The sequence below is a fragment of the Streptomyces sp. NBC_00376 genome (assembly GCF_036077095.1).
In the GTDB taxonomy this organism is placed as follows: domain Bacteria; phylum Actinomycetota; class Actinomycetes; order Streptomycetales; family Streptomycetaceae; genus Streptomyces.
Map to the genome: position 1 here is coordinate 80,716 of NZ_CP107961.1, position 17,125 is coordinate 97,840.

A 17,125-nucleotide genomic window follows, 5' to 3' on the forward strand; every position below is an offset into this window, starting at 1 on the left:
GGCGCCGACGACGACCTGGAGAACGACCGCGCCGTGTTCCGGGAAGACCAGCGGGGCCTGGATGGTCAGCTCGTCCAGCACGCCGCAGCCGATGCGCTCGCCTGCGTGGAGTGCGAGTTCGACGAACGCGGTGCCGGGCAGCAGGACCGAACCGAACACGGCGTGGTCGGCGAGCCACGGGTGCGAGTCCAGCGACAACCGGCTGGTGAAGAGGGAGACGTCCTCGCCCGCGACGCCGACCGAGCCGACCAGAAGCGGGTGCTCGGCAGCCTCAAGACCGGCCGAGGACAGGCTCGTACGGCTGCTGCCGCCCAGTGCCGACGCCAGCCAGAAACGCTCGTGCTCGAACGCGTACGTCGGAAGATCCACCCGACGTGCCCCCGTACCGGCGAACACGGCCGACCAGTCCACGGACTCACCCGAGACATGAGCCTCCGCGAGGGCGACCAGCTCGGCATCCTGCGTGTCCCGGTCGGGGAACACGAACACCCGGCCTGCCGAGGGTTCCGCCCCCGCGACCGTCTCCAGCGCGGTCAGGAAGTCCGCGCGTTCGGCCGCCACGATCGCGACCCGGTGTTCGAACCGGGAACGCGTCAGTGAAAGGGAATGGCCGATGTCGAGGAGCGACGGAACGGAGTCCGCCCGCAACTGCGCCAGCAGCCGCTCCGCCTGACCCGCCAACGCCTGTTCCGACTTGGCGGACAGTACCCACGGGATCGCCGGCAGCACGACCTCCGGCTCCTCGGCCGACGCAGGCTCCTGCTCCTGCGGCTGTTCCAGGATGATGTGGGCGTTGGTGCCGCTGATGCCGAACGAGGAGACGGCGGCCCGGCGCGGACGGTCGCCGGTCTCGGGCCATGCGCGGCTCTCGGTGAGGAGCTCCGCCGCACCGGCCGACCAGTCGACGTGGGTGGAAGGCTCGTCCACGTGCAGGGTCTGGGGCATGACGCCGTGGTGCATGGCCATGACCATCTTGATGATGCCCGCGACACCGGCGGCGGCCTGGGTGTGGCCGAGGTTGGACTTGACGGAGCCGAGCCAGAGCGGCCGGTCCTCCGTGCGTTCCTGGCCGTAGGTGGCGATGAGGGCCTGGGCCTCGATGGGGTCGCCCAGGGAGGTGCCGGTGCCGTGGGCCTCGACGATGTCGACCTGGTCGGCCGAGACGCGTGCGTTGGCCAGGGCCTGGCGGATGACGCGCTGCTGCGAGGGTCCGTTCGGGGCGGTCAGGCCGTTGGACGCGCCGTCCTGGTTGACGGCGGATCCGGCGACGACCGCGAGGACCTGGTGGCCCTTGCGGCGGGCCTCGGAGAGCCGCTCGACCAGCAGAACCCCGACACCCTCGCCCCAGCCCGTACCGTCCGCATCGTCCGAGAACGACTTGCACCGGCCGTCGGAGGCGAGGCCCCGCTGGCGGCTGAACTCGGCGAACGTCGTCGGCGTCGACATGACCGTCACACCGCCCGCGAGCGCCATCTCGCATTCACCCGAGCGCAGTGCCTGGATCGCCCAGTGCAGCGCGACGAGGGACGAGGAGCAGGCCGTGTCGATGGTGACGGCCGGGCCCTCCAGACCCAGCGCGTACGCGACACGCCCCGAGAGCACGCTTCCGGACGTGCCCAGCCCCAGGAAGGCGTCGACCCCGGCGGGAATCGACTCCACCCCTGAGCCGTAGTCGTGATACATCAGCCCCGCGAAGACGCCGGTCCGGCTGCCCCGGAGCGTGTCCGGGTCGATCCCGGCCCGCTCCAGCGCTTCCCAGGAGACTTCGAGCAGCAGCCGCTGCTGGGGGTCCATCGCGAGGGCTTCGCGCGGCGAGATCCCGAAGAATCCGGCGTCGAACATCCCCGCGTCGTGCAGGAAACCGCCTTCAAGCGTGAGCGAACGGCCCTCCGCGTCGTCGGCCACGGCGTCCGCGTACAGCCGCGAGAGGTCCCAGCCGCGGTCGGTCGGGAACGGCGCGATGCCGTCGCCACCTGCGGCGACCAGGCGCCACAGGTCCTCGGGGCCGGTCACGCCGCCGGGGTAGCGGCAGCTCATGCCGACGATCGCGATCGGATCGTCGGCCCCGGCAGCCGTGGCCACGATGGTGCCCGCGCCCTGCGCCCCGACCTCACCGACCAGCTCCGTGGTCAGGAATTCGGCGAGGACGGTGGCGGAGGGGTAGTCGAAGACGAGGGTGGCGGGCAGGCGGAGGCCGGTGACCTTGCCGAGGCGGTTGCGGAGTTCGACGGCGGTGAGGGAGTCGAAGCCCAGCTCGGTGAAGGCACGCTGGGCGGGAACCGCGTCGCCCGACGCGTGGCCGAGGACGGCCGCGACCTCGCTCCGTACGACATCCAGCACCAGCTGGAGACGCTCTTCGGCCGAGCGGCCCGCCAGTCGGCCGGCCAGGCCGCCCGCAGCGGAGCCGCCCTGTGCCACAGCGCGCCGCTGCGGTACTCGCACCAGGCCGCGCAGCAGATGCGGGACCTCCGCGCCCTGCGCCGCCGACTTGCGGACCACGGACAGGTCGATACGGACCGGAACCAGCGCGGCGGCATCGGCCGCCATGCCTGCGTCGAAGAGCTCCAGGCCCTCCTCGTTCGACAGCGGTGGCACACCCGCGCGCCGCATGCGTGCGATGTCGGCCGCGTCGAGGCGTCCTGCCATGCCGCCTTCGGCCCAGGGGCCCCAGGCGAGGGAGGTGGCGGGCAGTCCCTGGGCGTGGCGTACGGAGGCCAGGGCGTCGAGGAAGGCGTTTCCGGCGGCGTAGTTGGCCTGACCTGCGGAGCCCAGGACACCGGCGGCGGAGGAGAACAGGACGAAGAAGGAGAGGTCGAGGTGGGCGGTGAGTTGGTGGAGGTGCCAGGCGGCGTCGACTTTGGGGCGTAGGACGGTGGTGAGTCGTTGGGGGGTGAGGGTTTGGAGGGTGGCGTCGTCGAGGGTGCCGGCGGTGTGGATGATGCCGGTGAGGTGGTCGTTTTGGGTGATTTCGTTGATGAGGGTGGTGAGGGCGTTGCGGTCGGTGGTGTCGCAGGTGACCCAGCGGGCGGTGGCGCCGAGGTTGTGGAGTTCGGTGATGAGTTGGGGGCCGTTGGGGCCGCCGTTGGGGCGGCGGGCGGCGAGTACGAGGTTGTGTGCGCCGTGTGTTTGGACGAGGTGGCGGGCGATGAGGGTGCCGAGGGCGCCGTTTGCTCCGGTGATGAGGATGGTGCCGTTTGTGTTGAGTGGTGTGGGTTCGGTGGGTGTGGGTGTGGGGGTTTGGGTGAGGCGGGGGATGTGGGGGGTGTTGTTGGTGGTGAGGGCGATTTGGGGTTCGTTGAGGGTGGTGAGGGTGGTGAGGGTGTGGTGGTCGGGGGTGGGTGTGTTGGTGGGGGTGTCGATGAGGGTGATGCGGTCGGGGTGTTCGGCTTGGGCGGAGCGGATGAGGCCCCAGGTGGTGGCTGCGGTGAGGTCGGTGAGGTCGGTGATGGGGGTGGCGCCGTGGGTGAGGACGATGAGGTGGGTGGTGTCGGGGTGGTCCTCGTCGAGCCAGGTCTGCAGGTGGGTGAGGGTGTCGGTGACCCGGGTGTGGACGTCGGTGATCTGGTCGATGTCGGCGTCGGGGCCGGGGATCTCCAGGACTTCGAACTCCCCGGCCGGTGCGGTGTCCGGCACTGCCGGGGCCGGGACCCATTCGAGGTGGAAGAGCGAGTCGGTGTGGGTGTGGGGGGTTGCTCCGTCGATTTGTTCGGCGGTGACGGGGCGGAGGGTGAGTGCGTCGATGTGTCCGACGGGGGTTCCGGTGCCGTCGGCGAGGTCGAGGGTGATGGTGGCGTTCTGGTGGTGGGTGATGCGGACGCGCAGGACGGGGGAGCCGATGGCGGTGAGGGTTACGCCGGTCCAGGCGAAGGGGAGTCCGGGGCCGTCGAGTCCGGTGGGTCCGCCGGTGGCTGCGATGGCGTGGAGGGTGGCGTCGAGGAGTGCGGGGTGGAGGCCGAAGCGGTTTGCTTCGTCCCAGAGGTCCTGGTCGAGGGCGACCTCGGCGTAGATCTCGTTGTCGCGTTGCCAGACGGTGCGCAGGCCCTGGAAGACGGGGCCGTAGCCGAATCCGGCGGCGGCCATGTTCTCGTACAGGCCGTCGGTCTCGACGAGGACCGCGTCGCGCGGCGGCCATTCGGTGAGGGGGGTGGCGGGGGTGGCGGGTTCGGTGGAGAGGGAGCCTGTGGCGTGCAGGGTCCAGGCGTTGGTCTCGGTGCTGGAGTGGATGGTGACCGAGCGGTGGTTGTCGGCTTCGGCGGCGCCGACGACGACCTGGAGAACGACCGCGCCGTGTTCCGGGAAGACCAGCGGGGCCTGGATGGTCAGCTCGTCCAGCACGCCGCAGCCGATGCGCTCGCCTGCGTGGAGTGCGAGTTCGACGAACGCGGTGCCGGGCAGCAGGACCGAACCGAACACGGCGTGGTCGGCGAGCCACGGGTGCGAGTCCAGCGACAACCGGCTCGTCAGTACGAGTCCGTCGCCGTCCGCGAGGAGAACCTCGGCACCCAGCAGCGGGTGCTCCGCAGCACTCATGCCGAACCCTGTCGGGTCCTCGGCCCTGGTGCCCGAGAGGAGCCAGTAGTGCTGGTGGTCGAAGGCGTAGGTGGGCAGGTCGGTGCGCCGGGCGCCGGTGTTGGAGTAGTACGCCGTCCAGTCGACGGCCCGGCCCCGGACGTGGAGTTCGGCCACAGCCGCGACGAGCGCTGCGGTCTCGGTACGGTCCTTGCGCAGGGCGGGGAGGAATGCGGCGTTTTCAGTGACGCAGGACTGGCCCATGGCGGAGAGGACACCGCCGGGGCCGAGTTCCAGGTACGTGGTGACGCCCCGGGTCTGCAACTGCCGTACCCCGTCGAGGAAGCGGACGGCCTGGCGGACGTGGTCCACCCAGTAGTCGGCGGTCAGAAGCTCCTCACCCGCGAGTTCGCCGGTCAGGTTGGAGACGATCGGGATCTGCGGTGCATGGAAGGTCAGGTTGTCCGCGACCGTCTTGAACTCGGCGAGCATGGGTTCCATGCGCGGCGAGTGGAAGGCATGGCTGACGCGGAGCCGCTTCGTCTTCGCGAAACCCGACGCGATGGCGAGTACGGCGTCCTCGTCACCCGAGATGACGACGGAGTCCGGACCGTTCAGAGCGGCGATGGAGACGCCGTCTGTGAGCAGAGGCAGGACCTCTGCCTCGGTGGCCTGGACGGCGACCATGGCTCCGCCGGTGGGTAGTGCCTGCATGAGGCGGCCCCGGGCGGCGACCAGCGCCGCCGCGTCCTCCAGGGACCACACGCCCGCGACGTGGGCGGCGGCCAGCTCACCGATGGAGTGGCCGAGGAGGTAGTCCGGGGTGACAGCCCAGTGCTCCAGCAGCCGGAACAGCGCGACCTCAACAGCGAACAGGCCCGCCTGCGTGTAGACGGTCTGGTCGATCAGCTCCGACCCACCGAACACCACATCCCTGACCGACTGGTCGAGATGCCGGTCGAGTTCGGCGCACACCGCGTCGAACGCGTCGGCGAACACCGGGTACGCCTCGTACAGCTCACGGCCCATCCCGGCCCGCTGCGAACCCTGACCCGAGAACAGGAACGCCGAACGACCACCCTGCACGGCACCACGGACGACACCTGCCGCCGTACCGCCGGAGGCCAGCACCGTGAGCCCCCGCAGGAGCCCCTCGCGGTCATCGGCCACCACCGCGGCCCGGTGCTCGAAGCGTGCACGTGTTGTGGCCAGGGACCAGGCCACATCGAGCGGGGACGTGTCGGTGTCCTCGCCGATCCGGTCCAGCAGGCGCTCCGCCTGACCGGCCAGAGCCCCCTCCGACTTGGCCGACAGCACCCACGGCACTGCCGGCAGCGCGGCAACGAGGTTCTCGGCCCGCTCGGGCCCGGCCTGCGGCTGCTCGATGATCACATGCGCGTTGGTGCCGCTCACGCCGAAGGAAGAGACAGCGGCCCGGCGCGGACGGTTGCCCTGCTGCGGCCACTCGCGGGCCTCGGTGAGCAGCTCGATCGCACCTGACTCCCAGTCCACCTTCGTGGACGGGCGGCCGACATTCAGTGTCTGCGGCATGACGCCGTGGCGCATGGCCATGATCATCTTGATGATGCCTGCGACACCGGCGGCGGCCTGGGTGTGGCCGAGGTTGGACTTCAGTGAGCCGAGCCAGAGCGGCCGGTCCTCGGGCCGGTCCTGGCCGTAGGTGGCCAGCAGGGCCTGGGCCTCGATGGGGTCGCCCAGCGTCGTGCCGGTGCCGTGGGCCTCGACGATGTCGACCTGGTCGGCCGAGACGCGTGCGTTGGCCAGGGCCTGGCGGATGACGCGCTGCTGCGACGGACCGTTCGGGGCGGTCAGGCCGTTGGACGCACCGTCCTGGTTGACTGCCACTCCCCGCACGACCGCCAGGACCTGGTGGCCCTTGCGGCGGGCGTCGGAGAGACGCTCGACGAGGAGCATGCCGACGCCCTCGGACCAGCCGGTGCCGTCCGCGTCGTCCGAGAAGGACTTGCAGCGGCCGTCGGCGGCGAGGCCGCCCTGGCGCTGGAAGTCGAGGAATGCGGTGGGCGTGGCCATCACGGTCACACCGCCGGCCAGCGCCATCTCGCACTCGCCCGAGCGCAGTGCCTGGGTCGCGAGGTGCAGGGCGACCAGTGAGGACGAGCAGGCCGTGTCGACGGTGACCGCCGGGCCCTCCAGCCCGAGGGTGTAGGCGATGCGGCCGGTCACGACGCTGCCGGTGTTCCCGATGCCGAGGAACGCCTCCACGCCCTCGGGCACGGAGTTCGGCGACATCGCGTAGTCGTGGTACATCAGGCCGGCGAAGACGCCGGTGCGGCTGCCGCGTACGGTCGCCGGGTCGATCCCGGCCTGTTCCATGGCCTCCCAGGAGGTCTCCAGCAGCAGCCGCTGCTGCGGGTCCATCGCCAGGGCCTCGCGTGGCGAGATCCCGAAGAACGCCGGGTCGAACAGGCCCGCGTCGTGCAGGAAACCGCCCTCCAGGGCGAGTTCCTGCTGGTCGCCGTCCGTATCGAGGAGCCGTTCCAGGTCCCAGCCGCGGTCGGTGGGGAAGGCTGAGATGCCGTCGGTGCCGGTGGCGACGAGGTTCCAGAGGTCTTCGGGGGAGGTGATGTTGCCGGGGTAGCGGCAGGCCATGCCGACGATGGCGATGGGTTCGTCGTCGCCGGCAGTGGTCGTGGCCGTCGTGTTCGTGGTGGTGGTTTCGCCGGAGAGTTCGTCGGTGAGGTGGTCGGCGAGTTGTCCGGCGGAGGGGTAGTCGAAGACGAGGGTGGCCGGGAGGCGCAGGCCGGTGACGGTGTTGAGGCGGTTGCGGAGTTCGACGGCGGTGAGGGAGTCGAAGCCCAGCTCGGTGAAGGCGCGTTCGGCCGGGACCGCGTCGCCGGACGTGTGGCCGAGGACGGCCGCGACCTCGCCTCGCACGGTGTCCAGGATCAGCTGGGTGCGCTCGTCGGTGCCGAGGGTCAGCAGGCGTTGCACGAGCGCGGAGGACTGACCGCTGCCGGCCCGCGCCGCACGACGATGCGTCGTACGGATCAGACCACGCAGCAGGGACGGGACGACAGGGGCCTTGCGGAAGGCCGCCAGATTCAGGCGGACCGGGGCGAGGACCGCCTCGTCCACGCGGAACGACGCGTCGAAGAGCTCCAGGCCCTGCGAGTGCGTGAACGGCGCGATGCCGCTGCGGCTCATCTTCTCGATGTCGGCCGCGTCGAGCCGGAGCATGCCGCTGTCGGCCCAGGGGCCCCAGGCGAGGGAGGTGGCGGGCAGTCCCTGGGCGTGGCGTATGGAGGCCAGGGCGTCGAGGAAGGCGTTCGCGGCGGCGTAGTTGGCCTGGCCCGCGGAGCCCAGGACCCCGGCGGCCGAGGAGAACAGCACGAAGAACGACAGATCGAGACCGGCCGTGAGCTCGTGGAGATACCAGGCCGCGTCGGCCTTGGGACGCAGAACACCCGTGACCCGCTCCGGGGTCAACGACTCCAGCACACCGTCGTCCACGACACCCGCGGCATGCACCACACCCGCCAGACCGCCCTCCCGGACGATCCCGGAAACCACACCCTCCAGCGCATCCCGGTCCGTGACATCACACTCCACCCACCGGACCGACGCCCCCAACTCCTCCAGCTCCGCGACCAGCCCGGTCCCCGCACGCCGCGACACCAGCACCAGATCCCGCACACCCCGCACCGTCACCAGATGACGCGCCACCAACCCACCCAGCGCACCACCCGCACCCGTGACCAGAACCGCACCCGCAACACCCGCACCCACAGCCCCCGCAACGTCCGCGCCGGCAGGCTCAGCAACCCGCCCCAACCGGGGCACCAGCACCTCACTCCCACGAACCGCCACCTGCGGCTCACCCAGACCAACCAGACCCGCAACCCCATCAAACCCCGCGGGATCACCCTCCACATCAACAAGAACAATCCGCTCCGGATGCTCCGACTGCGCCGAACGCACCAGCCCCCACACCGCAGCCGCACCAAGATCCGAAACCTCACCCACCGCACCACACGTCACCACCACCAGACGGGCGGACGCGTCCCGGTCGGTGGCCAGCCACTCCTGCACCTGTGCCAGTACGTCGACGACGGTCGCGTGCACGCCCGATACGACATCGGCGTCCGCCTCGGCGGTCGGCACGACCAGGACATCGAACTCCGCCGTGTCCTGCGCGGCCGGAGCGGAGCCGCTCGGTACCGGGGTCCACTCCAGCCGGAAGAGGGAGTCGGAACTGCCGCTCTGCGCGGCGCCGTCCAGCTGCTGCGCGGTGACCGGGCGCAGGACCAGGGATCCGATCCGGCCCACCGGCGAACCGGTTCCATCGGCCAGATCGAGCGAGACCGTGCCGTCGGAGGCGGTGATCCGGGCCCGCAGGACGGGGGATCCCACCGCGAACAGGCTCACACCGGTCCAGGCGAACGGCAGCCCCGGGCCCTCAAGACCGGCCAGGCCGCCACCCACGCCGATGGCGTGCAGGGCGGAGTCGAGAAGCGCCGGGTGCAGACCGAACCGGCCCGCCTGCTCGACGGCGTCCTCGGGCAGGGCGACCTCGGCGAACAGCTCTCCACCGCGCCGCCACACGGCTCGCAGGCCCTGGAAGACGGGGCCGTAGCCGTAGCCGATCTCGGTCATGGAGTCGTACATGCCGTCGACCGGAACGGCCTCGGCGTCACGCGGCGGCCATTCGGCCAGCTCCGCGCCCGGGACGAGGGTCTCGGCAGAGACGACACCGGAGGCGTGCAGCGTCCACGTCCCGTCCTCGGCACCCGCGGGGGCCGAATGGACGGTGACGTGGCGCCGGCCGTCCGCGTCCGCCGTGCCCACGACGACCTGAAGCACCATGGCGCCGCGCTCGGGCAGGACCAGCGGCGCCTGCAGGGTGAGCTCTTCCAGGGCCCCGCAGCCGATGCGCTCCCCTGCGTGGAGTGCGAGCTCGACGAACGCGGTGCCGGGCAGCAGGACGGAGCCGAAGATCGCGTGGTCGGCGAGCCACGGGTGCGAGTCCAGGGACAGCCGGCTCGTCAGTACGAGTCCGTCGCCGTCGGCGAGGAGCACCTCGGCACCCAGCAGCGGGTGTTCGGCACTGTGCAGACCGAATCCGGTGACATCACCGTTCAGCCCCGGCAAGACCTCCGGCCAGTAGTGCTGGTGCTGGAAGGCGTAGGTGGGCAGGTCGGTGCGCCGGGCGCCGGTGTTGGCGTAGTACGCGGCCCAGTCGATGGAAGCACCGTGCGCGTACAGCTCCGCCACGGCGGTGGTGAGCGCTTCGGTCTCGGTGCGGTTCTTGCGCAGGGCCGGTACGAAGCCGGCCTCGTCGTCGGTGGCGCAGGACTGGCCCATGGCGGAGAGCACACCGCCGGGGCCGAGCTCCACGTAGGTCGTGACGCCATGGGACTCCAACTGGCGCATTCCGTCGAGGAAGCGGACGGCCTGGCGGACGTGGTCCACCCAGTACTCGGCGCTCAGCAGCTCTTCACCCGCAACCTCACCCGTGAGGTTGGAGACGATCGGGAGCTTCGGGGCGTGGAAGGTCAGGCCCTCGGCGATGGTCTTGAACTCGGCGAGCATGGGTTCCATGCGCGGCGAGTGGAAGGCATGGCTGACGCGGAGGCGCTTTGTCTTCCCGAAGCCGGATGCGATGGCGAGTACGGCGTCCTCGTCGCCGGAGATGACGACGGAGTCCGGACCGTTCAGGGCGGCGATCGAGACGCCGTCGGTGAGCAGCGGCAGGACTTCCGCTTCGGTGGCCTGGATGGCAACCATGGCTCCGCCGGTGGGTAGTGCCTGCATGAGGCGGCCCCGGGCGGCGACCAGCGCCGCCGCGTCCTCCAACGACCACACACCCGCCACGTGCGCGGCGGCCAGCTCACCGATCGAGTGGCCGAGCAGGTAGTCGGGCGTGACAGCCCAGTGTTCCAGCAGCCGGAACAGCGCGACCTCGACCGCGAACAGTCCGGCCTGCGTGTAGACGGTCTGGTCGATCAGCTCCGACCCACCGAACACCACATCCCTGACCGGCTGGTCGAGATGCCGGTCCAACTCCGCGCACACAGCGTCGAACGCGTCGGCGAACACCGGGTACGCCTCGTACAGCTCACGGCCCATCCCGGCCCGCTGCGAACCCTGACCCGAGAACAGGAACGCCGAACGACCACCCCGTACAGCGCCACGCACCACACCCGGCACCGACCGGCCCTCGGACACCGCCCGCAGCAGTGCCTCACGGTCCTCACCGACCACCACCGCACGGTGCTCGAACGCCGTACGCGTCACGGCCAGCGAGTAACCCACATCCAGCGCCGACGCCGCACCCACCAGGCCGAGCAACCGCTCCGCCTGACCCGCCAACGCCTCCTCAGACTTCGCCGACAGCACCCACGGCACCACCGGCAACACAGACCCGACAACCGAAGGCTCGACCGCCGCCTCCTCCTGCGCCTGCTCCAAAATCACGTGCGCGTTCGTCCCACTGATCCCGAACGACGACACACCCGCCCGACGCGGGCGATCGCCCACCTCCGGCCACTCCCGCGCCTCCGCCAGCAACTCCACCGCACCCGCCGACCAGTCCACCTTCGACGAAGGCGCATCGACGTGCAGGGTCTGCGGCAGTACGCCGTGGCGCATGGCCATGACCATCTTGATCACGCCACCGACGCCCGAAGCGGCAGCTGCGTGGCCGATGTTCGACTTGATCGAGCCGAGCCAGAGCGGCCGGTCCTCCGTGCGTTCCCGGCCGTACGTGGCCAGCAGAGCCTGGGCCTCGATGGGGTCGCCCAGCTTCGTACCGGTGCCGTGGGCCTCCACGGTGTCCACATCGGCGGTGGTCAGGCCGGAGTTGGCCAGGGCCTGGCGGATGACGCGCTGCTGCGACGGACCGTTCGGCGCGGTCAGGCCGTTCGACGCACCGTCCTGGTTGACGGCCGAGCCGCGGATGACAGCGAGCACCTGGTGGCCGTTGCGGCGCGCCTCGGAGAGGCGCTCGACGAGGAGCACGCCGACGCCCTCGGACCAGCCGGTGCCGTCCGCGTCGTCCGAGAAGGACTTGCAGCGGCCGTCGGTGGCCAGGCCGCGCTGGCGGCTGAACTCCACGAATCCCGTGGGTGTCGCCATCAGGGCGACACCTCCGGCCACGGCCATCGTGCACTCGCCCGAGCGCAGCGACTGGGCCGCGAGGTGCAGGGCGACCAGCGACGACGAGCAGGCCGTGTCCACCGTCACCGCCGGGCCCTCCAGGCCCAGGATGTAGGAGACGCGGCCGGAGAGCACGCTGGTGGCCATACCGGTGAGCAGGTGGCCCTCGGTGCCGGTGCCTTCGGCGGTGCGGCCGAGGTCGGCGCCGTAACCGGAGGCGGAGGCGCCGGCGAAGACGCCGATGCGGTGGCCCCGTACGGATCCGGCGTCGATGCCGGCCCGCTCGAAGACCTCCCAGGACACTTCGAGCATCAGTCGCTGCTGCGGGTCCATCGCCAGGGCCTCGCGCGGCGAGATCCCGAAGAAGTCCGCGTCGAAGCCGGGGGCGTCGTGCAGGAATCCGCCGTCGCGGACGTACGAGGTGCCGTGCGCCTCGGGGTCCGGGTCGTACAGCGAGTCGAGGTCCCAACCACGGTTCGTGGGGAAGGAGCTGATGCCGTCGCCGCCGGAGGCGACGAGCCGCCACAGGTCCTCCGGGCCGGCCACGCCGCCCGGGAAGCGGCAGGCCATGCCGACGATCGCGATCGGCTCGTCGTCATCGCCCGCTCCCGCCACGGCTGCCGCGTCCCCGCCGGGAACCGTGCCGGTCACGAAGAGTTCGGACTCGATGAAGCGGGCCAGCGCGGTCGGGTTGGGGTGGTCGAACACCAGGGTGCTGGGCAGCCGTACGCCGGTCTCCTGGACCAGCCGGTTGCGCAGGTCGATCGCGGTGAGGGAGTCGAAGCCCAGGTCACGGAAGGCGCGGTCGGGACGGATCTCGTCGACGGTGCCGTGGCCGAGCACCGCGGCAGCCTCGGTCCGTACGAGTTCCATGAGCAGCGCCGTACGGTCGGCCGGGGACAACCCCGCCAGCCGGTCGCGCATCCGGGACCGGCTGTCGTGCGCCTCGCCGCCGGACGCGGTGTCCACGGATTCCCCGTCGGCCAGGGCGATGGCCTCGGGAAGGTCACTGAGCAGCGGTCGCGGGCGGGCAGCGGTGAACGCGGGCAGGAAACGGTCCCAGTCGACATCGGCGACGGCCACATGGGTGTCGTCGTGGTCGAGGGCGTGCTTGAGCGCGCCGATGGCGTGCTCGGGGGACATGGTGCGGATGCCGCGCCGGGCCAGCCGCTCGCCCTCGCGGCCGTCGGCGAGCCCGCCGCCGCCCCACGCGCCCCAGGAGACCGAGGTGGCGGCGGCACCGCGTTCGCGGCGCCGCTGGGCGAGCGCGTCGAGATAGGTGTTTCCGGTGGCGTACGCGCCCTGGCCCCGGCTGCCCCAGACGCTGGAGATGGAGGAGAACAGGACGAACGCGTCGATCTCGTCGTCCTGGTCGCGGAGCAGCTCGTCCAGGTGGGCGGCACCGGCCGCTTTGGCCCGTATCTCGTCCCCGAACGTGCCGAGGTCGATGTCGGTCAGCGGGGTGTCGCTGGCGATGCCGGCCGTGTGGAACACCGAGCGCAGGGCCGGGCCGCCGTCCGTCCGTACGGACTCCAGCAGCGCCGCCAGGGCATCCCGGTCGGAGACGTCGCAGGCGACGACGGTCGCCGGGGCGCCCAACGTGCCCAGTTCGGCGACCAGTTCGGAAGCGCCGGGGGCCTCGGGGCCGCGCCGGCTGGTCAGGACGATCCGCTCGGCGCCGTTCGCGGCGAGCCAGCGGGCGGTGTGTGCGCCCAGGGCGCCGGTACCGCCGGTGATCAGAGCCGTGCCGCGCGGGACGAACGCGGGGCGCCCTGCCGGGGCGGCGCTGCGCGGGTCGTGGGCGAGACGGCGTACGAACAGGCCGGAGGAACGCAGCGCGATCTGGTCCTCGGCGCCGTCGGCGAGGGCCGCGCACAGCCGGTCGGCGGCGCGCTCGTCGAGTTCGGCGGGCAGGTCGATCAGACCGCCCCAGCGCTCGCCGTGTTCCAGTCCGATAACCCGGCCGAGGCCCCACAGGGGTGCCTGCGCGGGCTGGTGGAGGGACTCGGAGCGGCCGATGGTGACCGCGCCGTGGGTGGCGATCCACAGCGGGGCGTCGAGACCGGCGTCACCGAGCGCCTGGGCGAGGAGCACGGTCGCACGGGTACCGGCGGGGACGGCCCCGATCGCGAACGCGTCGTCGGAGGCGTTGGAGTCGCTGGAGTTGTCCGAGGTGTCCGCGGCGAGCGCCAGCAGCGAGAGCACGCCGGCCGGGCCGCCCTCCACCTGCCCGGCCAGGAGGTCCGCGAGCGACGCGCGGTCCAGGTCCTGGGGGTCGACGTCGACCACGGTGACCGAGTCGCCCCGGTCCCGGAGCGCCTCCGTCACCCGGTCGACGAGTGCTCCGTACGCGGTCCGGGTGGGCGTCAGGACCAGCCAGTCGCCCACCGGGGAAGCGGGGCCGGCCGTGGTGGCCGGCTTCCAGTCGATGCGGTGGCGCAGCCCGTCGACGATGTCGAGATCGCGGTTGCGGCGACGCCACGCGGCCAGCGCGGGAAGCGCGGCGGCCAGCGGGTCGACGTCCACGGGACGCATGGCGTCGGCGAGGGCGGTGAGGTCCTCGCGTTCCACCGCTTCCCAGAAGCGGGCCTCGTTGCGGAAGGTGGCCAGCACCTCGGCCGCGTCCTGCGCGGCGGTCGGGGTCGGCCAGAAGCGCTGCCGCTGGAAGGCGTACGTCGGCAGGTCCACCCGACGGCTGCCCGTTCCGGCGTAGAAGGACGCCCAGTCCACGGCCGTGCCCCGGACGTGCAGCGCGGCGAGCGAGGCGGTGATCGCGTGGGGCTCGGGCCGGTCCTTGCGCAGGGCGGCCACGAAGGAGACGGAGTCGGCGCTCCCCTCGTTCCCAGCAGTCCCAGCAGTCTCCGCGTCGGCGACACTGGCCTGGCCCATGGCGGTCAGCACGCCGCCCGGTCCGAGTTCGAGGAACGTGGTGACGCCCTGGTCGGCCAGCGCGCGCACACCGTCGGCGAAGCGGACGGCCTCGCGGACGTGGCGCACCCAGTAACCGGGGTCGCGGACCTCCTGCGAACGCAGCATGCGGCCGGTCACGTTGGACACGACCGACAGCCGGGGCGGGTGGAACGTCAGGCTCTCCGCGACCCGGCGGAACTCGTCGAGCATGGGCTCCATGAGCGGGGAGTGGAAGGCATGGCTGACCTGCAGCCGCCGCGTCTTACGGCCCTGCTCACCGAGGGCGGCGGCGATCTCGGCCACGGCTTCCTCGGCACCCGAGATCACCACGGCGCGCGGCCCGTTGACCGCGGCGACCGACACGTCCGCACGACCGTCGAGAAGTCCGGCCACCTCTTCCTCGGTGGCCTGCACGGACACCATCGCGCCGCCCGCGGGCAGCGCCTGCATGAGCCGGCCACGGGCGGCGACCAGCGCACCCGCGTCCTCAAGCGTGAGCACACCCGCCACATGGGCGGCCGTGATCTCGCCGACCGAGTGCCCGAGCAGGTGATCCGGGGTGACCCCCCAGGAGCTGACCAGACGGAACAGGGCCACCTCGACGGCGAACAGACCAGCCTGCGTGTACACGGTGGCGTCGAGCAGCGCCGCCTCGGCGCTGCCCGGCTCCGAGAAGACGACCTCGCGCACGGACAGGTCGACATGGCCCGCCAGGTGCCGGTCCAGCTCGGCACAGACCGCGTCGAAGGCCTCGGCGTACACCGGGTACGCCTCGTACAGCTCACGGCCCATGCCGGGCCGCTGCGAACCCTGCCCGGAGAACATCAGGCCGAGCCGGCCCGGCACCGCCAGGCCGCGCACCGTGCCCTGCGCGTTCTCGCCCCGGGCCAGCGCCCGCAGGCCGTTCAGCAGGGTGTCCCGGCTCTCGCCCAGCACGACGGCCCGGTGCTCCAGCGCCGACCGTCCGGTGGCCAGCGAGAAGCCCAGGTCGAGGACGCGTCGCCCGTCGTCCTCGGCACCGTCCGCCGCGAGATGCGTCAGCAGCCGGTCCGCCTGGGCCGCGAGGCCCTGCGCGGAGGCGCCGGACACGAGCCACGGGTGCACGGCGACCGATCCAGCCGATCCAGCCGATTCATCCGATCCGTCCGGGTTGGATATTGAGTCGGACACCGGGTCGGGAGCCTGCTCGACGATGATGTGCGCGTTGGTGCCGCTCACGCCGAAGGACGACACGGCGGCCCGGCGCGGCCGGCCGGTCTCCGGCCAGTCGCGCGCCTCGGTGAGCAGCTCCACCTCGCCCGCCGCCCAGTCGACGTGCGGGGTCGGCTCGTCGACGTGCAGGGTGCGCGGCAGCACACCATGACGCATCGCCATGACCATCTTGATCACACCGGCCACACCCGAAGCGGCCTGAGCGTGACCCATGTTGGACTTCATCGAGCCGAGCCACAGCGGCTGTCCCGCCGAGCGCTCCTGCCCGTACGTGTCCACCAGGGCCTGCGCCTCGATCGGGTCGCCCAGCACGGTGCCCGTGCCGTGCGCCTCGACCGCGTCGACCTCCGCCGACGCCAGGTCCGCGTTGGCCAGGGCCTGGCGGATGACCCGCTGCTGGGCCGTACCGTTCGGGGCGGTCAGCCCGTTGGAGGCGCCGTCCTGGTTGACCCCCGTACCGCGTACGACGGCCAGGACCTGGTGCCCGTTGCGCACCGCGTCGGAAAGCCGCTCGACGAGCAGCACACCGACGCCCTCGGCCCAACCGGTGCCATCGGCGGCCGCGGCGAAGGACTTGCAGCGCCCGTCGACGGCGAGCCCGCCCTGCTTGCTGAACTCGGCGTACGCCTCGGGCACCGCCATCACGGCGACACCACCCGCGAGCGCGAGCTCGCACTCGCCGGACCGCAGCGCCTGGACGGCCATGTGGAGTGCGACCAGCGACGACGAGCAGGCCGTGTCGACCGTCACCGCCGGGCCCTCAAGACCGAGGGTGTAGGCGATGCGGCCGGAGACCACACTGCCCGCCGTACCGGTCAGGAAGTAGCCCTCGACGTTCTCGGACGCGTTCTGCAGCTTGTTCTCGTACCCGGAGACCGCCGCACCGGCGAAAACACCGGTACGGGTGCCGCGCAGCGCCGACGGAGCCACCCCGGCCCGCTCGACCGCCTCCCAGGCGGCCTCCAGCAGGAGCCGCTGCTGCGGGTCCATGGCAAGCGCCTCACGCGGCGAGATCCCGAAGAACCCGGCGTCGAACTCGGCGGCATCGGGGACGAACCCGCCCTCGTACGCACCCGAGCCCGCCGGACTCGTCGCGTACAGGGCGTCGATGTCCCACCCCCGGTCGGCCGGGAAGGGGCCCACCGCGTCGCGGCCCTCGTCCACCAGCCGCCACAGGTCCTCGGGGCTCGCGACACCGCCGGGGTACCGGCAGCTCATACCGATGATCGCAATGGGCTCCCGGGCCGCCTCGGTGATCCGGGCGTTCTCCTTCCGCAGCCGCTCGGTCTCCTTGACCGACGCCCGCAGAGCCTCGAGAACCTTGTCCGCCGAAGTAGCCATCATGCACTCCACATTT

1 protein-coding gene (cut by a window edge) is annotated in these 17,125 nt (G+C 71.7%); it reads right to left on the minus strand.

Going from position 1 to position 17,125, the window contains the following annotated elements; genetic code table 11:
* A protein-coding gene (locus OG842_RS40610; RefSeq protein WP_443064095.1) for a type I polyketide synthase crosses the window boundary here: on the minus strand, positions 1-17,109 show its 5' portion. Its footprint begins 12,531 nt before the window's first position; only the first 17,109 of its 29,640 coding nucleotides appear in the window; it begins with the start codon at positions 17,107-17,109; its stop codon lies beyond the left edge, outside the window.
* Between the last annotated feature and the right edge of the window lie 16 nt (positions 17,110-17,125).